We start from the raw sequence: 23,524 nt of genomic DNA on the forward strand, positions 1-23,524 counted from the left end.
CATTAAGCAAATACCAAAGTAAAATAGGTATGTGCTTCAATCATATAGCCAAAGAGGATAAAGCGTTAATAGCACTGCTACAGGCCCTAGAATGCTGAAGACAGCTCTGGTATGGTTTTTATTTTTGTGCCAGTTGTATAAGTTTACCAATAGTTCCAAAGATGCAAAAATAGGTAAAAGCGTATTTACAGCTATTCCTTCGAAGTGAGAGAAGAAGCCTAGTCCTAATGCCGATGCAAGTGACCTTAATGCAGGGAAGCAGGCCGTGCCGCTAGCCAAACGCCACTAGAGCCTACTCTGTCTAATATTTTATTTATCATTTGAAAGTCTATTGGTTGATATTACCATCATTCTAAACTCCGTATATAAGTACGGAGTCAATCATTTTAATGAATCAATTATGGGGCAATGTGTTGGATCTTCGTTTTGCATACAGGTATTTGTCATATCCACAATTACTTTCTCTAAACGTTGAAGGTCATTAATTTTGTCTCGAATGATTGCTAACTTTTGTCGGCTTAATAGCTCAACTTGAGTGCAGTTGCTGTCCATAGACATTAGCGATTTTATTTCTCTTAACGTAAAGCCGAGCGCTTTGGCTTTTGTGATAAACCTAAGTTGTCCTGCTATTGTTTCGTCATATTGTCTATAACCAGATATTGGTTTTTCAGGTTGTGTAATCAGCCCTTCTCGTTCATAAAAACGAATGGTTTCTACATTTAAATTTAATGATTGTGCTAATTTGCCAATGGTTTACATTATTGCCTTTGTGAATACTACTAATCTAAAGTTATATTTAGTTTAGCTATCCAATGATTTGATGATGCCGCACGCTTCAATTGTATTGTCTGAACCACAAGCACTTGCCATCTGTTGTAATTCAGCTTTAAGCGCCCTTAATTCTTTCATACGTTTATTCACTAGTGCAAGTTGCTGATCAATTAATGCATTAACGCTAGAGCAGCTTTCTTCTGGCTTATTTTTTAATTCGATAAGACGTTTAATATCATTGAGTGATATATCTAGGCTGCGACAATGCTTTACGAATTCCAATTGTTTAAGTGCTTTACTATCATACAGCCTGAAATTACCTTCTGAACGGTTTGGATTTAACAGTAATCCTTCTCTTTCATAATATCTAATCGTTTGTATTGAACAGCCCGATTTTTTTGACAATTCGCCTATTTTCATCAATTTCCCCCAGACATTTGACTCTATAGTTACTATAGGATCTATAGTATAGGTATGCAACGAAAGGGATATATAAAAATGACTGAGAAATATTTAAACAATACGAATATCGTTAATTTTGAACACAAAGATATCCAATCCCTGATCGATCAACGAGGGTGGAAAAATTTGGATAATTTCAACAAAATTGGTGCCGCTTATCAGTTTGTAAAAGATGAAATAATGTTTGGCTATAACAAGAGTGATGATATTTCAGCAAGCGATGTGCTAGCAGATGGTTATGGACAATGTAATACTAAGGGTAATCTGTTAATGGCACTATTGCGTGGACTAGGTATCCAGTGTCGTTTCCAAGGTTTTACCATTGATCAGCAACTATAAAAAGGTGCTATCCTAAGCTTGTATTTTGGTTAGCACCTAAATACATCATTCATAGTTGGGTAGAAGTTTACTTTGAAGGGCGTTGGATAAACTTAGAGGGCTTTATATTGGATGAGCAATACTTAAGCTCACTACAGCAGAAATTTAGCCAAGCAAAAGATGAGTTTTGTGGTTATGGTGTTGCAACAAAGTGCTTATCTTCACCCGGTACGGATTGGCGTGGAGAGGATACCTATATTCAAAAAGAAGGTATTCATGACGACTTTGGGCTTTATGATTCACCAGATAAGTTCTATCTCGAAAAAGGTACTAATCTATCAGGTGTAAAACGTTGGTTGTATCAACGAGTGATCCGACATTTGATTAATATGAATGTATCAAAAATAAGAAATAAAAAAGTACTGGAGGTACAAAATGCACAACCATAGTCACAGTCATCAGCATGGTAAAGACGACCGGATTGGTTGGGCATTTTTCCTTAATGTGATATTTACCATTATCGAATTTATAGGTGGTTGGCTCACAAACAGTACGGCGATAATGGCGGATGCCGTTCACGATCTTGGTGATAGTCTTTCAATAGGTTTTGCGTGGATTTTAAGTCGTTTTTCAGATAAAGAAGCATCAGACAAATTCAGCTATGGTTATCGCCGACTTACACTTTTTGGTGCATTGGTAAATAGTATTGTTTTGATTATCGGCTCTATTTGGGTTTTATTTGAAGCAATACCTAAGCTGTCCAATCCTGAAATGCCTGTAGTTGAGGGGATGTTAGGGCTAGCCATACTCGGTGTTGCCGTAAATGGTTATGCGGTATTCAAATTAAAAGCGGGTGAAACACTAAATGAAAAAGTGCTGACATGGCACCTACTTGAAGATGTACTCGGTTGGGTTGCCGTTCTTATAGTCTCTATTGTATTGTTGTTCGTTGAACTGCCGATATTAGATCCTCTATTATCAATAGGGTTTACGCTGTTTATCTTATTTAACGTTTTCAAAAATCTTAAATCAACATTGGTGCTTTTTCTTCAAGCTGCACCCGATAAAGAGACCCAAGAGCGTATTAAGCAGTCATTAATTGAATTTCCTGAAGTAAATGGTATACACCATATGCATTTTTGGTCACTGGATGGTGAAAGTCACGTTTTAACAGCGCACCTTGAGCTGAGTGACAACTTTGACGTTAAAGAATTAATTAAGCTTAAACAAGAGGTTGCAGCTAAATTATCTTCCTATCATTTATCGCATACGACGATAGAGTTTGAGTTTTTAAATGAAAATTGTAGGGATGAAGCAGAGTAAGTTTTATCAATAAAATTTTGGAGCATACAATATAAAAAGCAGCTTAATTAGGCATAACTTAGTAATTAAGCTGCTTTTTTGCTTTTAGATTTCGTCGGATTGCTGTTTGTTACTCTCAGCGCCATGCGCCCATTGATATAAAATAGGCAATACAAACAAAGTTAAAATGGTAGAAGATACAATACCGCCGATAACAACTGTTGCTAGTGGTCGTTGTACTTCTGCACCAATTCCAGTGTTTAACGCCATTGGAATAAAACCTAAACTTGCGACCAGTGCCGTCATTAAAATAGGTCTTAAACGAATGATGGCACCTTCAATGATCGCTACGTATAGGTCGCCTTTTTCATGCCAAAGATCTCGAATAAAAGCCAACATAACCAAGCCATTTAATACTGCGACACCTGACAATGCAATGAAGCCGACACCTGCCGAAATTGATAAGGGCATGTCTCTTAAATAAAGTGAAAATACGCCCCCTGTTAATGCTAAAGGCACGCCACTGAAAATGATTAATGCATCTTTTAATGAACCAAATGCTATAATCAAAATACCTAGGATAACAACCAATGTTATCGGTACAACTAGGCTTAATCGCTTACTTGCTGATTCTAGTTGTTCAAACGTTCCACCATAATCAAGCCAGTATCCTGCTGGAATTTCTCCTTCCTGATTAATTTTAGCTTTAACTTCTTTTACAAAACCGCCTAAATCTCTACCACGAACATTGACGGTAACCACAACTCTTCTTTTTCCGTTCTCTCGGCTAATCTGCGCGGGTAAAGACTCTGATTTAAGCTCTGCAACTTCTTCAATTGGCACATAGTTACCATTCTCAAGTGGAAGCGGCAGATGCTTCAAGCTATCGATATCCGTTCTTATTTGCTCTGGTAGGCGAACAACTAACTCAAACCGTCTGTCACCTTCATAAATGATCCCCGCAGATTCACCGCCAATCGCAGTGGCAACCCAGTCTTGCAATTCGGTAACGTTCAATCCATACCTACCAAGCGCTTCTCGTTTAGGAATTACTGATAAAGATGGAACACCTGTGACCTGTTCTATTCGAGCATCAGCGGCACCATCCACGGTTTTCACAATATTTAGAATATCTTTTGCGGTAAGTAATAACCGATCCAAATCATCACCAAATATTTTGATGCCGACATCAGCTCTAACGCCAGAAATCAATTCATTGAAACGCATTTGAATAGGCTGAGTGAATTCATAGTTGTTGCCTGGAATGTTTTTCAGTACTTTTTCCATTTCTTCAACTAATTCACTTTTTGGTTTTGAAGGTTCGGCCCATTCTTTACGTGGTTTTAAAATAACAAAGATATCAGCAATACTCGGTGGCATTGGGTCGGTTGCTACTTCTGGTGTGCCAATGCGCGAGAATACTTTATCAACTTCAGGAAACGCTTTAATACGTTGCTCAAGTACTTCTTGCATTTCTACTGATTGCTCTAGGCCAGTCGATGGAATTCTTAATGCCTGTAGTGCAATATCACCTTCATTTAATTGAGGAACAAATTCTGTCCCAAGCGTAGTTGCTAACCAAAGGCTATACCCCATTAACAGCGTTGAGAATGAAACAATAATCCAACGAAATTTCATCGCCATTTTTAACAATGGTTCATAAATAGACTTGGTTGAACGAATAACTACACTTTCTTTTTCGCTGATTTTACCTTTCATAAACACAGCTACAGCAGCAGGAACCAGTGTAACTGAAAGGATCATTGCGGAAATTAACGCCATAACGACAGTTGCCGCCATAGGGTGGAACATTTTCCCTTCAACGCCAGTTAGCGTGAAAATGGGGATGTAAACAACAGTGATAATTGCCACACCAAACAAGCTTGGACGTATCACTTCTGAAGTGGCTTCAAAAACGGTATTTAGGCGTTCTCTTAAGTCTTGCCTATGACCGTTGTGTTGGGCCTGTGCTAACCTACGGACAGAGTTTTCAACGATGATTACAGCCCCGTCCACTATCAAGCCAAAGTCCAATGCGCCGAGACTCATTAAATTGGCAGATACTCCTGCTTGCACCATACCTGTGATTGTCATTAACATGGAAATAGGGATAACAGCAGCGGTAATGAGAGCTGCACGTAAATTTCCAAGTAGAATAAATAACACAACAATAACTAAAAGCGCACCTTCAACGAGGTTTTTGGTAACGGTTGCAATCGCTTTATCTACTAACGTTGTTCTGTCGTAAACAGGCTCTGCGGTAATGCCCTTTGGCAGAGATTTTTGTATTTCGCTGAGCTTATGTTCCACTTCTAAAGCAACGGTGCGAGAATTCTCACCAATCAGCATCATGGTTGTACCAAGCACTGTCTCAATGCCATTACGAGTAGCAGCCCCTGTTCTAAGTTCTTTGCCTATAGCAACATTGGCAACATCACTTATTTTTACAGGAATACCATCGTTCTTTTTGATGATGACATTGAGGATTTCATCCATTGTCGCAAGTTGCCCGATGGAGCGCACTAACACTTGTTGTCCGTTTTGCTCAATATAACCCGCGCCACGGTTATCATTATTTTTACGTAATGCATCAGAAACGTCTTCAAAGCTTACCTGATGAAAAAGTAATTTTTCGGGTTTCGGCGTTATATGATACTGCTTGTTATAGCCGCCGATGCTGTTGACCTCAATGACGCCTTTAACTTGAGCCAATTGCGGTTTAATGATCCAGTCTTGTATTTCTCTTAAGGCAATAGCGGTATAAGGCTCTCCATTAGGCATTTTAGCGTCAGGAGAAGCTTGTACGGTATACATAAATATTTCACCAAGCCCTGTGGAAATAGGACCCATCTCTGGCTCTAAGCCAGAGGGAATAACGCCTTTTATCGCAGCTAATCTTGCATTGATTAAGTTGCGTGCGAAATAAATATCGGTTCCCTCTTCAAAGATAACGGTCACCTGGGATAAACCATATCTTGAAAGAGAGCGGGTGTGAGACAGCTTTGGTAGTCCAGCTAATGCGTTTTCTACTGGAAAAGTTACCCTTTGCTCCGCTTCTAAAGGTGAATAACCGGGGGCAGAGGTATTTATTTGTACCTGTACGTTTGTTATATCTGGAACAGCATCAATGGGAAGTTTTTGATAACTCCACATACCAACGCCGATGATTACCATCAGCAAGCTTAATACTAAATAGCGCCTATTTATTGCAAGACGCAAAATTGATTCAATCATATTGCGTCTCCTAATCGTCGTCTTCTACTTCAGATTTCAAGATATCTGCTTTAATCAGATAACTGTTTTTGTTTACATATTCAGCGTCTTTACTGAGGCCATCAATGACCTCGATATAGTTTTTGTCTGAACGACCAAGGACAAGTGGTGCAAACTCGTACTCTTCATTTTCTTTTACAAAGACACCTAATTGTCCACCTAGCTCTTGTATGGCAACTTTCTCGACCGCTAAATCCACCTCAAATTGGTTTATCTTTACGTTGCCTTTTAATAATTGACCTGACGTTAGCTTTAACTCAGTGTTGTTTAATCGTACCCGTGCTAAAACATAAGGCTGATCTTTAGCTGGAATAATATTAGTGATGACTGAACTGAATGCGTGTTCACCTTGCTCAATATCAACATGCTGACCGACTTTGATTTGATTATATTGGCTGGTAAACACCTTAAATTCAGCCCACAAGGTGTCAAATTTGACGATTTCAAACAAGCTAGTGTTTTGCGTGATACCGCCAATATTTCCATTTCGCTGTAAAACAGTCCCAGAAACAGGCGATGTTATTTTATAAGTATTTAAGCTCTCATTAGATTCAATAACGGCTAATAGATCGCCTTTTTTTACCGTATCACCAACAGTGAAGTTTATTGTCTTTATAACGCCGTTATATCTAGCGCTAACTTGAAATAATTGTTCAGCGCCTATCGTCGTAGAGCCGTATACAGGGATAGTTTGGTTCAACGTTTTTGAAGCTAAATAGGCTGTTTCAACACCAACCTTTTTTGCCATGTTATTGTCGATTTTGCTTATGCCTTCTTCGCCTTCATGTTCATCTTCACTAGCGAAAACACTTTGAATGGGTGATAGATACCCAATAAAAATCAATAGTGCGAGTAAATAGTTTTTCATTTTGAATTCCTAAACGATTCAGTTAATCACTGAATCAATAAATTGTTATTAAACTTAAAGTGATGTTTATTTAGAGTGACAGCGCTTCGTTTGTTAGTTTTTCTATCTCTGCGCCATAAATTAGGGCAGCAGATGCCGCGTCAATAAGGGTTCGCCGAGCATTTAACAGCTCTTGTCTAGCCGATACATAATCAAGATATCCATATCGACCTTTTTGATAGGCGTCTTGAGTATCTTCCAGTGCATCTTCAAGCATTGGGATAACCGACTGCTTTAATGAATTAGCTGTTAATATGGCTTGTTTTCTATTGGAGTATGCTCGTAGTAAGTGATTTCTAAATCTTAACTTAGTCGCCTCTTTCTCTATGGCAACTTGGTCACGCTCTGCTAGCGCACTAGCGATTGCGCCAGAATTTCGCTTTTCAGCAAACAAAGGTAAGCTAAAGCCAGCGACCAGTGCCGTATCATTGGCTTCTTGAGAGCGCCTAACACCAACAGACCATTTGATATTGGCCGTTGACTCTGTTTTAGCAAACTGTAACTCGGCCTCTTTTAGTCGCTGCTCACTTGCATAAACTTGAATAGCAGGGTTTTTCTCTAATTTCGCAAAGAGACTACTAAAATCACTATCATTGCCAAACTGAAACAGATCTCCAGTTACTCTAGAGAATGACACTGATGTTTCTCCCCAGTAAGCTGATAAAGAAAGCTTTAGATATTCCAAGCGCTTTTGTTCAGATTGAAGGGTGAGGTTAGCCTGAGCAATAACTGCTTTTGAGCGTTTCACTTCAGCCTCAGGAGTAGCACCTGCGCGGTTACGCTGAGATACAATCTCTAAGGTTTCTTGTGCTAAGCTCAAAGCATTTTCTGCCAATATAACTCTTTGTTGGGCTGCAAGTACTTCCACGTACTTCTCAGTGACTTGAGCCATTAAATTAAGCGCAGAGACTTCTTTTTCAGCAGTGAGTAGTGTTCTTGATTTTGAAACAATTCCAATCCGCGCTGAGCGTTTATCTCCCATTTCGATAACCGAAGATAGAGCGACTGTTAATTCAGCACTGTCGAATGTATTAAATTCACCTGAGCCTGCAAAGTTCTCAGCTTCAAGCTCTAGTTCATAAGCAGGATTTAAACTTGCGATTTGTTCTCGTCCAATTAATGCCGTTTGCTTGAAATCAAATATTTTAAGTTCTGGATTTTGTTTAAGCGTCCACTGAATTGCCTCTTGAAGGTTTAACTGCTTCTCAAAGGCATAAACATTAAATGTAAAAAGTGACAAAGCGAGAAACGCGATATATTTAAGCCGAGGTGTTACACACCTTAAAATTGTTATCTTGCGATGCACACAGGTATTAAGTGCCATGTATACTTTCCTATAAATTTATATGTGATATTTAGGTCATTAACATTTGACCTTTCTTAATTTTCTATAAAATTTAGGCGTATTTAGGTGGGCGGAATGGCACCGAGATATAGCCTTTTAGCTCAGGGGAAACTAAGGCGTAGGTAGGGAAATATTCTATTGCTTGTAAAATATTACAAGAAGAATCTGTATTTAAAAATAACTGACAGCAGCAACAAAAATTACAATTATCAATTAAAGTTTGGCTATTACCCTCCTCAAATAAATTAGAGCTTTCAGGAGCTTTTAGCGGGGTAATAGACTCAGTTAGTGATATATTAAAAGAACTTTCAATTAAGTTTCCTTCAATCTCTTCTTGCGAAAAAAACACAGACTGCACCGCGATTAAAATCATTATCACGTATGATATATATGGTTTAAAATATGACGGGTGCATTCTTTTAACTACTTTCTACTTAAGACTTTAGCTGTAAGATGCGGCGAGCACCGTTTAAAACGACAACAGCAATAATCAAACCAATCACTAAATCTGGATAACGGCTGCTAGTTACTGTAACTAATAAGCCAGCTAAGATTACACCTACGTTTGCGATTACGTCATTTGCGGAAAAAATCCAACTCGCTTTCATATGAGCGCCGTCTTCTTTGTTGCCAAATATTAAAAACAGACAAGCAATGTTAGCGATTAGTGCTATTCCACCAAATATCATCATTAAAGAAGAGATAGGTTCACTACCGTAAATAAAGCGTCTTACGACTTCACTCAAAGCACCTAGCGCTAGAATAATTTGAAGTACACCAGATATATGTGCCGCTCTAAGTTTCATGCTTATGCTTTTACCGACAGCATATATAGCTAAACCATAAACAGCAGCATCAGCAAACATATCTAATGAGTCGGCAATAAGGCCAGCAGATTGCGCAATAATCCCAGCAATTACTTCTATAAAAAACATGACTCCATTAATGGCTAACAACCATTTTAGCGTTGATGCTTCTTTCATCTCATTTTTTTGGGCTAGATCTTTTGCTTTTGCAGCTTCGGTGCTGCAACTTTCTTTAGTTGATGCCAACTCTGCACCGAGATTGAGTTGTTGTAATTTTTTTGTTATCTCATCTAAATTTTCATCATGAAAAACCTTGACTAAACGGCTAGGAATATCAAATTGCAACCCAACTGAAGGCTCAATTGAGTCAAGTGCTAACCTAATCAATCTCTCTTCTGAAGGACAGTCCATTTGAGGTACTTTAAATGTACTGACAAACGCGCCACTATAGTTATCTAATTGTGTATCAATTTTTACATCTTCATTGGTAGAAGATGATTGACACTGACCACTACATTTTTCTGACATATTTAACACTCCGTAATAATATTAAAATAAGTATAAAATCTATAGTGGCTATAGAGTCAAATAAAAAATTATTTAATGTAAAAGCGTGGAAACTGAATTGAAAAGCTAGTTTAAGAAAATAGTTTCTGCTAGTATTTTAAATACTATATTTAACTGGTGATAACTTTGAACCTTAATGTTGTACTAAAAATGCTCTTGGTTATTTCGATTGTTTTACAATCGTTAACTGCTGTAGCATCCTCAACATCTGAGAATCACCAAATAGATATAGAGCACCTTCAAACTCAACATGATCATGCAGATGATCGAAATGTCTCAAATGATAATGTAGGTGATGAGCAGCATAATGAAAAAGATTGTCATCACTGCGGTCATTGCAGTGGCAGCCACTTATCTTGGATTTTAGTCAGTAATTCAAATACCACGGGCAAACTAAACATTATCAATAAAACGCCTTATCAAATTGATCAAACAAATACTTACCTTGAAGCGATACTTCGCCCACCCATTTCTTAATTAGATTGATTTTTAATGACCTATTTGTCCATGAGAAGGATAAAGGGTTCGTGTTTATAAATTAAAAAATTAAGAAGTTTTATGTATATATTTTTAAAAAATACAGGTTTAACCCTGTCTTTATGCATGGCTGTGAGTTTTTCAGTTGCCACTTATGGCAAACAGAAAAGTATTTCATGGCTAGATAGTCAAATAAATAAAGATCCCGAAGTTGTTGCGGCTAAAGAGTTACTTAATGCAAGTAATCATAGAGCCAAAAGCTTAACTCAAGCCGTATATAACCCAGAGCTTGAAGCAAGCTATGAAAAAGAAGGTGATTTTGATAATTACTCTATTGGTATCAGTCAAACGATAGATTTTTGGGATAAGCAATCAACAAATAAAACCATTGGTGAAATTGATGTTTATGCAAACCAGCAACAATTGTTATCTCTACTCGATTCTAAAAAGGCTAATGCCTTAACTGCATTAGTTAATTGGCAAGCAGCAAAAAAAGCTGCTCAGTTACTTTCAGAAAGAGAAGAGCAATTGCAAACGCTCGTTGGAATTGTTGAAGACAAACGAAAAGCTGGACTTCTAGAGCCACTTGACGCTGAGCTAGTCTATTTAAACTTGTCGCAAATTTTTAGTGAAATATCTGAGTCTCAAATTGCTTTGAAAAATGCAGAGGTAAAGGTTCAGGAGTTATTGCCTGATTGGACGCCTAATACTACCAATTTGTTTTCATTTACTTTTGGAGCAACAAGCTACTCATTTAACTCCCAGTGGGTTGAGGAACATCCAAAAGTTAAACTTGCTAGAGCGAAATGGAAGGGACAACAATCTAAAGCTCAACTAACCACTATGGAATCTAAAGCTAATCCAACCATTGGCGTTAGCGCAGGGAAAAGTGGAGATGAAGACTTGGTTGGTGTGACTTTTTCAATGCCTTTAAACATCAGAAATAACTATACAGATAATGTTAAAGCCGCTTATTCAGAAGCCATTGCAGCCGAGGCGAATTTTCAGTCGGTATATCGAAAGCAGTCTTTTGAAGCAAAAGCTAATTATGAATCGCTTAATGTCAGTAGAAAATATTATGAGCAATGGCAAAAACTGACAAAAGGCAGATTAGATAGCAGCGAAAACTTATTAAATAAGCGCTGGCAAGCTGGTGATATTAATACTTCTGACTACTTACTTGCATTAAATCAACGTGCGGAAGGGCTTCATGCAGGAATACGTTTGGAAAATCAATTCAAGCTTGCAGAAATATCCTTCATTTTAAGTATGGGTCAGTTATCCAAATTTGAGATTTGAGCGCTTTGTTTTTTCAGTAGCGAAAAACGAAATCTTAAATTTATTAAAAATATAGGTTACAAAAATGAATACAGTAATTAGTAAAAAATTTTTAGCCGTAGTAATTAGCAGCCTGTTAGTTGGGTTTACTACAAATCATGATGCTTTTGCACAGTCGTCAGATGGAACTGGTTCTGTCACAAACGTTTCGAAACAAGAAGAAAAAGAACATCAAGATGAGCATGAACACGAAAAGGGACATGAAGAAGATAAAGGTGACCATGACGAGCACGGCCATGAAGGTGGTAATAAAGAGGGAGAAGAAGAACATGAAGAAGGTATCACTATTGATCCAAAGAAGATGTCGCTTGCTAAAATTAAAGTGGAAAGTGTTAAGCCTGAATATCAATTTAGCTCCGTATATGCACCTGGCGAAATAAAAGCTAATGGCTATAAAAGTTATGTGGTATCACCACGTACAGAGTCAGTCATTATCAGTCGCCATGCAGCGCTTGGCGAGTATGTAGAAATAGGTCAGAAGTTAGTTACATTATTTAGTGAAGCAATGGCACAAGCACAAGCTGACTATTTAATCGCTTCAACCGAATGGCAACGTGTAAAAAAGCTGGGTAATAAGACGGTGAGTGAAAGTCGATTATTACAAGCTGAAACAACATACAATGCGAGCTATGGCAAGCTCATTGCTTTAGGGTTAACTGAAAAAGCAATAAATGGTATTTCTAACAAAGACATTAAAGCATTTGGGCAATATGCATTAACGGCGCACCGTGAAGGTGTCGTGCTTCAAGACGACTTTATCCAAGGGCAACGTGTTGATGCTGGGGATTCAGTCATGTTGTTAGCTGATGAAAAACAACTATGGGTTGAAGCAAAAGTTTCTCCAAATAAAAAGCTAAATTTATCAATTGATTCTCCTGCGGTACTTAAATTAGAAGGCCAGAGTTACAATGCCAAAGTTATCCAAGAAGCCCATACAATTGATCCCGTAACTCGTACAAGAATTATTAGATTGGGGGTACAGAATGCTGATGATAACCTTCATTCAGGTATGTTTGTAAAAGTTTACTTTCAGTTTGCCACAAAGCAGAAAGTGATGGCTGTGCCAGAAGAAGCATTGATCCGCAGCGCAGATGGTGATTGGACCGTATTTGTCGAAGACCACCCTGGAGAATTTAAAGCTGTAGAAGTAGAACTAGGCCGAGCCTTAGGTGATTTTAGGGAAATCATTGGCCTTGATAGTGGGACGCGAATTGTAACCAAAGGCGCATTTTTTGTTGCTTCTGAAATCGCTAAAGGCGGATTTGATCCGCATAACCACTAAGGAGCAAGACTATGTTTAATAAAATAATAGATTGGTCTGTTAATAATAGACTCCTGATTTTGATTGCGCTGTTTGCCACAATTGTCGGCGCAATTATGGTTATACCAAAACTAAATTTAGATGCCTTTCCTGATGTTACTAATGTTCAAGTTGCTGTAAATACTGAAGCGCCAGGACTAGCTGCTGAAGAAGTTGAACAACTCATTACGTACCCCATTGAAGCGGTCATGTATGCCTTACCTGATGTAGAACAAGTGCGCTCAATTTCTAAAACAGGCTTGTCTGGCGTCACGGTTGTTTTCAAAGAAGGCACCGACATTTACTTTGCAAGACAACTTGTATTTGAGCGTCTTCAAGCCGCAAAAGAACTGATACCAGAAGGTGTCGGCACACCCGAAATGGGGCCAAACACCTCAGGGCTAGGCCAAGTATTTCAGTACCTTCTTATTTCAGATAAAGATGCAGGCTATGATGCTATGGCACTCAGGAGTCTCAATGATTGGGTAGTAAAATTACTCGTTATGCCTGTCGATGGTGTTACTGATGTACTCTCCTTTGGAGGTATTGTTAGGCAGTACCAAGTAAATGTAGATCCATCTAAGCTTCTTTCTTATAACCTAACGCAAGAAGACGTTGTTGGTGCCCTAGATAACAACAATGCCAATGTTGGCGGATGGTATATGAACCGTGGGCAAGAGCAGCTTGTTATTAGAGGTGCAGGTTGGTTTGAAAGTGGTGACGCTGGTATTAGTAATATCAAACAAGTTCCCGTCAAAACAGTTGATGGGACAGTTGTGACGGTTTCGGATATTGCTAAAGTTGAAATGGGCAGTGAAATTCGTCAAGGTGCTGTCACAATGACGCGCAAAACCGAAGACGGTAAAGTCGAAAATTTAGGTGAAGTTGTCTCTGGCATTGTCTTAAAACGCATGGGGTCTAATACTAAAGCCACCATTGATGGTATCAATGCAAGAATCCCATTAATTAATCAAGCATTGCCTAAAGGTGTTCGCTTTGAACCATTTTATGATCAGGCTGATTTGATTGAAAAAGCCGTTGATACAGTAGTTGATGCACTATTACTAGCATTTATTTTCATCTGTATTGTATTAGCACTATTTTTAATGAATATACGTGCAACCTTCCTTGTCCTAATATCTATTCCAATTTCAATTGGTATCGCGTTAATGATCATGGCTTGGTGGGGCATTTCTGCAAACCTTATGTCATTGGGTGGCATTGCCGTAGCCATTGGTATGCTAGTTGATGGTTCAGTCGTGATGGTTGAAAACATGTTTAAGCATTTAAATAGACCAGACTCTACCCATTTAAAAACTGTAAAAGAAAGAGTGCCTAGTGCTGATACTGATCCACATGATGTAGAACAAGATGAGCATGGTATTAAGTTACGTCTTCAAAATGCGGGTAAAGAAGTGGCTCGTCCCGTATTTTTTGCAGCTTCTATTATTTTAGTCGTATTTACGCCTTTATTTAGCTTTGAAGGTGTTGAGGCAAAGTTATTTCAACCTATGGCAATAAGCATCATTTTAGCTGTTATATCTGCTATTGTGGTTGCGTTGTTTGTTGTACCCGCTTTAGCTACTTATTTATTTAAGTCAGGTGTAAAAGAGAGGGAAAGCTTTGTTCTTAGGCCATTAGACAAACTCTACAGAAAAGGGCTTACATTCGCACTAAAACGCACCAAATTAGTCATTTCAGCCGCACTTATATTAGTTTTCTCTGCCTTTGCATTAGTTCCATTAATTGGTACTGAATTTGTACCTGAGTTAGAAGAAGGGACGATAAACTTAAGAGCAACGCTTGCACCTTCTTCCAGTTTAGATACCGCGCTCACTGTGGCACCAATTCTAGAAGAAAAACTAATGGCTTTCCCTGAAGTAACCTATGCATTAAGCCGAATTGGTCGAGCAGAAATAGGTGGAGACCCAGAGCCTGTGAATAACATCGAAATTTACATAGGGTTGAAGCCTGTTTCTGAGTGGACCAGTGCATCTAATCGATATGAACTTCAAGGAAAAATGGAGAGATCTTTAGAAGAATTCCCTGGGTTGCTACTCAACTTTTCTCAACCTATTGCGACTCGTGTCGATGAGCTACTATCTGGTGTTAAGGCTCAGTTGGCGATAAAGTTGTTTGGGCCTGAACTTGAGGTACTGGCGGCTAAAGGTCAAGAAATAGAAACAGCAATTAAAAACATTGAAGGTGCAAGGGATGTTGCATTGGAGCAAATTGCTGGTGAAGCGCAATTGGTGATAAGTCCTAACAGGCAAGAACTATCGCGCTTTGGATTGTCTGTGAGTGACATAATGGAGGTTGTGCGTGATGGTATTGGTGGTGTTGAAGCCGGACAAATAATCAATGGTAATGAACGTTATGATATTTACGTTCGCATAGAGGAAGAGTACCGAAGTAACAAAGAAGCTATTGCTGATATTCGGCTTCAATCACCTACTGGTGCTTGGGTGCGACTGGGTGACGTAGCCTCAGTCTCATTTGAGTCAGGCCCACCACAAGTTAGACGCGATGATGTACAACGAAGAGTCGTTATCCAAGCAAATGTACAAAATCGAGATATGGGAAGCGTGGTTGCCGATATCAGAACGGTAATTGCTGAAAAGGTTGACTTACCTTCAGGTTATTCTGTTTCGATTGGCGGCCAGTTCGAAAGTCAAAAACGTGCTCAAAATAGGTTAGCTATAGTTGTACCTTTATCGTTAGCACTAATCGCACTACTACTTTACTTTGCCTTTGGTTCTGTTGGTCAAGCTATGCTGATATTGGTCAACGTGCCGCTTGCTGTAATTGGCGGAGTTTTCTCCTTATATTTATCTGGACAATACTTGTCTGTACCAAGCTCCGTTGGCTTTATTACCTTATTTGGTGTAGCGGTATTGAATGGGGTCGTTATGGTAGAAAGTATCAACCAACGTATTAAAGACGGTCTAGAAGCATCTAAAGCCGTTTTTGAAGGCGCTACTTCAAGATTAAGACCTGTACTTATGACTGCTATAACATCAGCTTTAGGTTTGATACCGATGTTAATGTCTAATGGTGTTGGTGCAGAAATACAGCGCCCCTTAGCGAGTGTTATTGTTGGCGGCTTGGTAACTGCAACACTGTTAACATTATTTGTTTTACCTGTTTTATATCGCTGGTTTTCAGAGAAAAAAATAAAAGAGCTATCCAGATAAAATGACTGTGAACTCTAACCCCACGCTAAAGTCACGTTTAGCGTGGGGTTATTGAGTAGATGAACGAAAAGAAAGATTAGATTTAACAATAAACTAATAGTCATGACTGCTTTGTCGGAATATTTGTCGTTAAACAGGCCAAAGCTAACTTCCGCTTTCGTATCTTTGCAGTCTTAATCTTTATGTGTCTCAAGGTCGGCTTATGGCACAAACCGGAAATAGCTTCCAATTAACTCCGTATTTAAATTTTAGGTTTTAGCTGGGCTCTAATTAATAAATCATAATCTATTTGCAACACCTCGCTTAAATTCAAACTATTCTGAAGTTAACGCAAATTTTCAATTTAATTGGTGCTGGCCGAATAAAGGCTCATATGAGAATCAAATCGCCAGCTTCTTAAATAGAAACTAAAGATGTGACCGTTAAAAGGTTTATGCTAATTAAAAAATAACTACTCTTAACTATGACTCAGTTTTCTCTTTATAGTCACACAAATCCTCAATTATACAACTTCCACATTTTGGTTTTCTCGCTGTACACGTATAGCGCCCATGTAAAATAAACCAATGATGGAGGTTAAACATAAATTCTTTCTTATTTGGCGTATTTTTAATTATAGCCTGTTCAGTCTGCTCAACAGTCTTACCCTTAGCGTAACCAGTACGGTTTGCAAGACGTTGGATGTGAGTATCTACTGCTAAAAAGTATCTACCTTCATTATCTTTTAGCCAGCCAAAGGCTGTGTTGAGTACAACATTAGCGGTTTTACGGCCAACGCCTGGTAGGGCTTCTAGGGCTTCACGATTTTCTGGCACGATGCTGTTATATTCATCCACCAAAATTTGGCACATTTTGTACACGTTGGCAGCTTTAGAGTTAAATAAGCCGATGGTTTTTATATAATCACGCAGTGTATCGTGGCCTATATCTAAAATGGCTTGTGGTGTATTAGCAACAGGGAACAACTTTCGAGTGGCTTTATTAACGCCTACATCAGTTGCTTGTGCTGAAAGAGTTACTGCTACTAGTAACTCAAATGGGCTTGAATATTCAAGCTCTGTAACTGGATGTGGATTATCGTCGCGTAGGCGCGACAGTATTTGGTGACGTTTTTCTTTATTCATGCAACTTAAAACGTATTAGTGCTAATTGTTGCTCTAATACGTTTTCCCCTTAAGTTAAGCTAGTAACACGTGCTCGAGGGCCTTTTTCAGCCTCTGGCGGTGCAATTTGCTTTGATTTTATTTGTGCGTCAATTACGTTTTTAGCAGCAATAAGTAGTCCAAGACCTAAAAAGGCACCCGGTGGTAAAATTGCCAGTAAAAATTGGTTATCAAAGTTAAATACTTCTATGCGCATGCTCTGTGCCCATGGGCCAAGTAATAAATCGGCTCCGTCAAACAGCGTACCTTGGCCAATGAGTTCACGCATAGCTCCTAATACTAACAATACAGCCATAAAGCCTAAGCCCATCATTAAGCCGTCAAATGCTGATAAATGAACAGGATTTTTAGAGGCGTATGCTTCGGCGCGGCCAATAATGGCGCAGTTAGTTACAATCAACGGGATAAAAATTCCCAATGATTGATATAAACCAAAGGTATAAGCGTTCATAAGTAATTGAACTATTGTTACAAAGCCCGCGATGATCATTACAAATACAGGTATACGGATATCTTTTGGCACCCAGTTACGCACAATTGATACGGTAACATTTGAGCCTATTAGTACGAGTAAAGTTGCTAAGCCCAAACCTAAGGCATTTGTTACAGTTGAGGTAACGGCAAGCAGTGGACATAAACCTAAAAGCTGCACAAGGGCAGGGTTATTTACCCATACACCTTCTTTGTATAATGTTTTTAACTCACTCATTTAGCTACCTCCATACATTCGGCATTAGGTGCTGCAAAAATATCATCAAAATTAGTTTGTGCGAATAATACGGCATTTTTAACAGAGCCCACAACAGCACGTGGCGTTATGGTCGCGCCTGTAAATTGATCAAACTGGCCGCCATCTTTTTTTACAGCCCAGCGAGCGTCTTCTTCGCCTTCAACCGTTAAGCTTTTAAATGTTGTGATCCAAAGTGATTTTTTAACTTCTACTTTGTCGCCTAAACCAGGAGTTTCTTCGTGTTTAGTCGTACGCACGCCAGCAATAGTGCCATCGCTCAATACAGCTGTTAATAAGTTAATATCGCCACTGTAGCCGTTTGGCGTAACATGCCTAATAACAACAGCGACTGGTTTATTGTTTTTACGAGCACGGTAAATTACTTGGTTTGTGTGTGGGCCTAGTTTTTCGTCAGTAATAATTACGCAATCTTGTGATAATTGATTGTCGTACGATTTTGGGTCGAGCACTTCTTGTAGCTGCGCAGTAAGTTGTAGCTGTTCTTGCTCTGCAATTTTATCGGCAGTAAGCGCGTTGATAGAGGCAACTAAGCCCGTTGTTGCTAACGCAAACGCAGTTAAAATAGCACCATTTTTAGCCATTGACGAAATGATCATTTTACTGCTCCATGGCCATAAGTACGTGGCTGTGTGTAGTAGTCTATTAGCGGCACTGCAATATTAATCAATAATACGCTAAATGCGATGGCATCAGGAAAACCGCCAAAGGTACGAATTAAATAAATTAGTAAGCCAATTAGCGCGCCATAAATTAAGCGCCCTTTGTTAGTTGTTGCTGCAGATACCGGATCGGTTGCTATAAAAAAGGCCCCCATCATAGTGGCACCACTTAATAAGTGAAATAGGGTGCCCGGCTCTGTACCAGGTGATGCGATATAACCAATAGCACTACATACAGCTAAACTTGCGATAAAACTGACAGGAATATGCCAGTTAATTATTTTTGCTTTTAATAAGTATAAACCACCGGCTAAAAAGCCTAAGTTAACCCAGGCCCAACCAAGGCCAGCCCATTCGTTAAATATTGGCTTTTGCATGCTTTCGGTAACGGTTAAACCGTGTGCTATGTCTGTCTTAACAGTATCCAGCGGTGTTGCCATTGTTAGGCCATCAACCCCTGCACGTACTTGATCTAGACTAAACCCAGAGGCCGTAAAATCGGTGAATATTAGCCTTAGCTGATCAGCAAAGCCTATTGGCGTATTTATTAAATCGGTAACAGGCAACCATGCGGTCATTTGTACCGGAAACGAAACTAAAAGCAGTACATAAGCCGCCATTGCTGGATTGAATAAGTTAAACCCAAGGCCGCCATAAAGCTGTTTAACTATAACAATAGAAAATAAACAGCCAATAACGATTATCCACCAAGGCGCAAGTGGTGGAATACTCAATGCCAATAACACGGCAGTAAGCCACGCACTGCCATCACTTAATGCAGGCCAAACAGGGCGCTTTCGTATTAGCATTATTGCAGCTTCAAATACACTTACAGCAACAAGGGCTAGTACTAGCTGAATAAGCACCCCGGTACCAAAAAAGAAAACTTGAGCAATTAGCCCAGGAATACACGCAGCAATAACGCTAAGCATTAATCGCGTTAACGATTTATGGCTGTGATTATGCGGCGAACTGGCCATGGTTAATTTCATGACTGATTATTTCCTTCTTTTTGTAACTTTTTAGCTTTTGCTCTCGCAATTGCAGCAGCCACGGCGGCTTTTTTCTTATCGTCGGCTGATTTAGGTTTATCTGCTTCAGTAGAATTGGATGAGTCATCGGTGTTACTTTCTGCACTCTTAGGTGCTGCGCTCTCAACTTGTAGCTCTTGGGGCTGAGTTTGTTCGGTATCTTCTAGTGCTTTAGCCGCTTTTTTAGCTTTAGCGCGGGCAATAGCCGCCGCTACCGCTGCTTTTTTGTCATCAACAGGGGTATCAGTTTGTGGTTCTTCACTTGTGGTTTGCTCGGCTTCTTCTAATGCTTTAGCCGCTTTTTTAGCTTTAGCACGAGCAATGGCCGCCGCTACCGCTGCTTTTTTATCATCAACAGGGGCATCACTTTGTGGCTCTTCACTCACGGTTTGCTCAGCTTCTTCTAATGCTTTAGCCGCTTTTTTAGCTTTTGCACGAGCTATGGCCGCCGCTACTGCTGCCTTTTTGTCATCAACAGGGGCATCAGTTTTTGGCTCTTCAATTGCTGTTTGCTCAGCTTCTTCAAGTGCTTTAGCCGCTTTTTTAGCTTTTGCACGTGCAATAGCTGCCGCTACCGCTGCTTTTTTGTCATCATCAGGGGCATCACTTGGTGACTCTTCACTTACGGGTTGCTCAGCTTCTTCTAATGCTTTAGCCGCTTTTTTAGCTTTAGCGCGAGCAATGGCTGCAGCTACTGCTGCTTTTTTATCATCAACAGGGGCATCGTTTTGTGGCTCTTCACTTGCTGCTTGTTCAGCGTTATCTAATGCTTGTGCTGCTTTTTTAGCTTTAGCGCGAGCAATGGCTGCAGCAACTGCTGATTTTTTATCATCAACGGGCGCAGCAGCGGCCGATTCATCTGTTTGAGATTTTTGCTCTTTATATTTACGCGCTTGTTCTTTACGTAGTGCGCGCTCTTTTGCTACTTCGCTGTTGTCAGGTTCTAATTCAGCAGATTGATCGCCTAGCTTTTTAGCTTTAGCGCGTGCAATAGCGGCTGCAACAGCTGATTTTTCATCGCCGTTATCTGATTTATTTTTAACACGGGCTAGTGCCTCAGCTACTTTTTGCTTTTCGTCAGCAGACTTAGCAGCAGGTTTACGTTTATGGCGGTTTTGGCGTTCTTCTTGCTCACGCTCTAAACGTTCTTTTCGGGCATCAAAACGCTCTTTTGCTCTGTCGGCTTTAATTTTGTCAGCTTGTTGTTCTTTAATTTCAACTTTGGCTATACGGTAGTACTGTACAAGAGGGATTTCGCTTGGGCACACGTATGCACAAGCACCACATTCAATACAATCAAATAAATTGTGCTCTTGTAGTTTGTCGTACTCTTTTGATTTAGCAAACCACTGCAATTGTTGTGGCAATAAAGAAGCAGGGCAGGCATCGGCACAGGCGCTACAACGTATACAGGCTTTTTCAGGGCCGGGTTCCGCTAGCTCTTTATGATCAGGCGCAAAAATACAGTTAGTTGTTTTAACTATGCCAATACGTACTGTGGGTAGCGTAAAGCCCATCATTGGGCCGCCCATCACAACACTTTGCTGCGGTACAGGAGAGAAACCTTGGCAATCTAGTAAATGCTTTATTTCAGTACCAAGCAGTGCCCATACATTTCCAGGTTTATGAATAGTGTTACCTGTTACCGTAACTATACGCTCAATTAGCGGTTTGCCTTCATAAACGGCTTGTTGTACGGCAAACAAAGTACCCGTGTTATGCACTAAAATACCAATATCGGCTGGAATACCAATGCTAGGAACTTCACGGTTAGTAAGTAATTTAATTAATTGCTTTTCACCGCCAGATGGATAAATAGTTGGCACCGTTTGAATAATAATTTTTGAGTTATGCTCAGCTGCTTGCTTCATTGCTGCAATAGCTTCAGGCTTGTTATCTTCTATACCCACAATGCACAGTGTTGGGTTTAAAAGTTGCTGGATTATTTCAATGCCTTGGATAACTTCTTTAGCGTGTTCGCGCATTAAAACGTCATCGGCAGTAATATAAGGTTCGCACTCAACAGCATTTACAATCAAAAATTCGATAGGTTGCTTAGTATCTGCTTTTACATAAGTAGGAAAACCAGCACCACCCATACCGCTAATACCGGCTTGGTGAATAATATTTATAAGATCGTCATGACTAAGCTCAGCAGGATTTTTATTTTTATTTAGAGCTACCCATTCGTCTTTGCCGTCTGGTTCAATAATAACACTTAGTTCTGGCAGGGCCGATGGATGTGCTGATGGCATAGGTGCAATATCAGTAACCACACCAGAGCTTGGCGCATGCACAGGTACCGACCAGTTAGCAGCAGGCTCTGTTAGTGGTTGGCCTTTTAATACGTGTTGGCCTTTTTCTACAAGTAACTTACCGTTTGCGCCTATGTGTTGCTTAAGCGCAACAATGAGTTTATCGGGCAAAGGTAGGCGAGTGATACTCGCACTATTAGAGAGTGATTTTTGTTGTGGTGGGTGTATGCCGCCAGGAAATGCCCACACGGTGCCTTTTTTTATTTGTTCAAGTAACTTGTCCACTCAAACCTCTAATCTATTTGTGTAACAGGAATAGCGTCTAGCTGCCATTTCCAGTTTTGTTTAGTTTCGGCTACAGGTAGCATATCAATGCAATCTACAGGGCAAGGCTCAACACATAAATCACAGCCAGTACATTCATCAATTAACACGGTATGCATTTGACGAGTTGCGCCTAAAATAGCGTCAACTGGGCAGGCTTGAATACATTTGGTACAGCCAATACATTCATCTTCGCGAATATAAGCCACTGTTTTTATAGGTTCTGCTTGCTCGCCACCGGCAAGTGGTTTTTCATCAACCCCCATTAAGCCGGCAAGCTTTTTCATGGTAGATTCTCCGCCTGGTGGGCATTTATTTATTTCATCGCCATTAGCTATGGCTTCGGCGTAAGGGCGACAACCCGGGTAGCCACATTGTCCGCATTGAGTTTGCGGTAAAATAGTATCAATTTGCTCAACAATAGGGTTACCTTCAACGCGAAAGCGAATTGCTGCAAACCCTAAAATAAGTCCAAAAATGAGTGCTAGCGAACCAATCGCTATCAAGGCATAAAACAAGGTCATATTAAAACTTCACTAATCCAGTAAAACCCATAAACGCCATCGACATTAAGCCTGCAGTGATCATTGCAATAGAGGCGCCTTTAAAAGGCGTAGGAACGTCAGCAGCTGCTAAACGCTCTCGTAGTGCTGCAAACAATACAAGCACTAAAGAAAAACCAACCGCAGCACCAAAACCATATACCGCAGATTGTAAAAACGAATGATCTTCTTTGATATTTAATAAAGCCACACCTAATACAGCACAGTTAGTGGTGATCAGCGGTAAAAATATGCCTAATAAACGATATAGGGTAGGGCTGGTTTTACGCACAACCATTTCGGTAAATTGCACTACAACGGCAATCACTAAAATAAAGCTCATGGTGCGTAAAAAGGCGATATCCAGAGGGATTAAAATATATTGATTAACTAAATAGCTAGTTACAGAGGCAAGGGTAAGCACAAACGTGGTTGCCAAAGACATACCAATCGCCGTATCAAGCTTACCTGATACGCCCATAAACGGACATAAGCCTAAAAATTGTACTAATACAAAGTTATTAACCAGAACAGTTCCAATCAATAACAAGACATATTCTGTCATGTGTGCCTCACGCTATTAAAGTCCTGCTTATTATCCTTTTTTCTGCCCCGATAAACAACATTTGCGAGTCGTTATCAGTTAAATAAACGCAAGGACAAACATATTGATCACAAGGCTGTAAAATTAATGTGATTTTGATGTAAGGAATTAGTCAAATAGCAGAAACAAAAAAAG

20 protein-coding genes and 1 pseudogene are annotated in these 23,524 nt (G+C 39.7%); 6 read left to right on the forward strand and 15 right to left on the reverse strand.

The window, feature by feature from the left end:
• Positions 1–36: 36 nt before the first annotated feature.
• The 3 genes from H5092_RS20895 to cadR all read right to left on the reverse strand — a co-directional run bounded on the left by H5092_RS20895 (position 37) and on the right by cadR (position 1,191).
• Positions 37–279 (reverse strand): MerC family mercury resistance protein, encoded by a 243-nt coding sequence (locus H5092_RS20895; protein WP_327077832.1) that lies wholly within the window; start codon positions 277–279, stop codon positions 37–39.
• A 102-nt stretch (positions 280–381) separates the two neighbouring features.
• On the reverse strand, positions 382–750 hold the full coding sequence (locus H5092_RS17160; RefSeq protein ID WP_028834999.1) for a MerR family transcriptional regulator: 369 nt from the start codon (positions 748–750) through the stop codon (positions 382–384).
• A 51-nt stretch (positions 751–801) separates the two neighbouring features.
• Positions 802–1,191: a Cd(II)/Pb(II)-responsive transcriptional regulator gene (gene cadR / locus H5092_RS17165; RefSeq protein ID WP_002962247.1), complete on the reverse strand. Its 390-nt coding sequence runs from the start codon at positions 1,189–1,191 to the stop codon at positions 802–804.
• 78 nt (positions 1,192–1,269) lie between these two features.
• Here cadR and H5092_RS17170 point away from each other — a divergent pair.
• Positions 1,270–2,000, forward strand: a pseudogene (locus tag H5092_RS17170) (transglutaminase family protein).
• Positions 1,987–2,874 carry a cation diffusion facilitator family transporter gene (locus H5092_RS17175; protein ID WP_002962252.1) on the forward strand — a complete coding sequence of 296 codons (888 nt, stop codon included), beginning with the start codon at positions 1,987–1,989 and terminating at the stop codon, positions 2,872–2,874. Before H5092_RS17170 ends, H5092_RS17175 begins: the two are co-directional and overlap by 14 nt.
• Before the next feature lie 84 nt (positions 2,875–2,958).
• Here the strand turns inward: H5092_RS17175 and H5092_RS17180 are convergent, their stop codons facing one another.
• The 5 genes from H5092_RS17180 to H5092_RS17200 form a co-directional block, all read right to left on the reverse strand.
• On the reverse strand, positions 2,959–6,087 hold the full coding sequence (locus H5092_RS17180; protein ID WP_002962253.1) for an efflux RND transporter permease subunit: 3,129 nt from the start codon (positions 6,085–6,087) through the stop codon (positions 2,959–2,961).
• A gap of 10 nt (positions 6,088–6,097) precedes the next feature.
• The gene (locus H5092_RS17185) at positions 6,098–6,994 is read right to left on the reverse strand and encodes an efflux RND transporter periplasmic adaptor subunit (RefSeq protein ID WP_002962254.1); all 897 of its coding nucleotides are present in this window, start codon (positions 6,992–6,994) and stop codon (positions 6,098–6,100) included.
• Positions 6,995–7,064: 70 nt separating this feature from the next.
• The gene (locus H5092_RS17190) at positions 7,065–8,357 is read right to left on the reverse strand and encodes a TolC family protein (protein WP_182734214.1); all 1,293 of its coding nucleotides are present in this window, start codon (positions 8,355–8,357) and stop codon (positions 7,065–7,067) included.
• Positions 8,358–8,430: 73 nt separating this feature from the next.
• Positions 8,431–8,727, reverse strand: a complete 297-nt coding sequence (locus tag H5092_RS17195) for a hypothetical protein (protein WP_232007049.1) — start codon at positions 8,725–8,727, stop codon at positions 8,431–8,433.
• 85 nt (positions 8,728–8,812) lie between these two features.
• On the reverse strand, positions 8,813–9,712 hold the full coding sequence (locus H5092_RS17200) for a cation transporter (protein ID WP_002962256.1): 900 nt from the start codon (positions 9,710–9,712) through the stop codon (positions 8,813–8,815).
• Positions 9,713–9,868: 156 nt separating this feature from the next.
• Between H5092_RS17200 and H5092_RS17205 the strand changes: the two genes are divergently transcribed.
• The 4 genes from H5092_RS17205 (at position 9,869) to H5092_RS17220 (ending at position 16,060) form a co-directional block, all read left to right on the forward strand.
• Positions 9,869–10,228 (forward strand): hypothetical protein, encoded by a 360-nt coding sequence (locus tag H5092_RS17205; RefSeq protein WP_227006932.1) that lies wholly within the window; start codon positions 9,869–9,871, stop codon positions 10,226–10,228.
• Positions 10,229–10,309: 81 nt separating this feature from the next.
• Positions 10,310–11,527 (forward strand): TolC family protein, encoded by a 1,218-nt coding sequence (locus H5092_RS17210; RefSeq protein WP_010388430.1) that lies wholly within the window; start codon positions 10,310–10,312, stop codon positions 11,525–11,527.
• A gap of 64 nt (positions 11,528–11,591) precedes the next feature.
• A complete protein-coding gene (locus H5092_RS17215) occupies positions 11,592–12,848 on the forward strand; it encodes an efflux RND transporter periplasmic adaptor subunit (RefSeq protein WP_010388432.1) in 1,257 nt (418 codons plus the stop codon).
• A gap of 11 nt (positions 12,849–12,859) precedes the next feature.
• On the forward strand, positions 12,860–16,060 hold the full coding sequence (locus H5092_RS17220) for an efflux RND transporter permease subunit (RefSeq protein WP_004588883.1): 3,201 nt from the start codon (positions 12,860–12,862) through the stop codon (positions 16,058–16,060).
• 461 nt (positions 16,061–16,521) lie between these two features.
• On the opposite strand, the gene nth is transcribed toward H5092_RS17220, so the two are convergent.
• From nth to rsxA, 7 genes are read right to left on the reverse strand one after another with little or no spacing between them, the layout of a single operon-like run.
• Positions 16,522–17,184 (reverse strand): endonuclease III, encoded by a 663-nt coding sequence (gene nth, locus H5092_RS17225; protein WP_182734216.1) that lies wholly within the window; start codon positions 17,182–17,184, stop codon positions 16,522–16,524.
• A 49-nt stretch (positions 17,185–17,233) separates the two neighbouring features.
• A complete protein-coding gene (locus H5092_RS17230) occupies positions 17,234–17,932 on the reverse strand; it encodes an electron transport complex subunit E (protein ID WP_182721258.1) in 699 nt (232 codons plus the stop codon).
• A complete protein-coding gene (rsxG, locus tag H5092_RS17235) occupies positions 17,929–18,570 on the reverse strand; it encodes an electron transport complex subunit RsxG (RefSeq protein ID WP_182721257.1) in 642 nt (213 codons plus the stop codon). Before rsxG ends, H5092_RS17230 begins: the two co-directional genes overlap by 4 nt.
• Positions 18,567–19,625: an electron transport complex subunit RsxD gene (rsxD, locus tag H5092_RS17240; protein ID WP_182734218.1), complete on the reverse strand. Its 1,059-nt coding sequence runs from the start codon at positions 19,623–19,625 to the stop codon at positions 18,567–18,569. Before rsxD ends, rsxG begins: the two co-directional genes overlap by 4 nt.
• Positions 19,622–22,204, reverse strand: coding sequence for an electron transport complex subunit RsxC (gene rsxC, locus H5092_RS17245; protein WP_182734220.1), 2,583 nt, complete (start codon positions 22,202–22,204; stop codon positions 19,622–19,624). Before rsxC ends, rsxD begins: the two co-directional genes overlap by 4 nt.
• 8 nt (positions 22,205–22,212) lie before the next feature.
• Positions 22,213–22,767: an electron transport complex subunit RsxB gene (rsxB, locus tag H5092_RS17250; protein WP_007585357.1), complete on the reverse strand. Its 555-nt coding sequence runs from the start codon at positions 22,765–22,767 to the stop codon at positions 22,213–22,215.
• 1 nt (position 22,768) lies between these two features.
• On the reverse strand, positions 22,769–23,350 hold the full coding sequence (gene rsxA / locus H5092_RS17255; protein ID WP_008172491.1) for an electron transport complex subunit RsxA: 582 nt from the start codon (positions 23,348–23,350) through the stop codon (positions 22,769–22,771).
• Positions 23,351–23,524: the final 174 nt, after the last annotated feature.

Source organism: Pseudoalteromonas sp. SR41-7, from assembly GCF_014163935.1.
GTDB classification, from domain to species: Bacteria; Pseudomonadota; Gammaproteobacteria; order Enterobacterales; family Alteromonadaceae; genus Pseudoalteromonas; species Pseudoalteromonas distincta.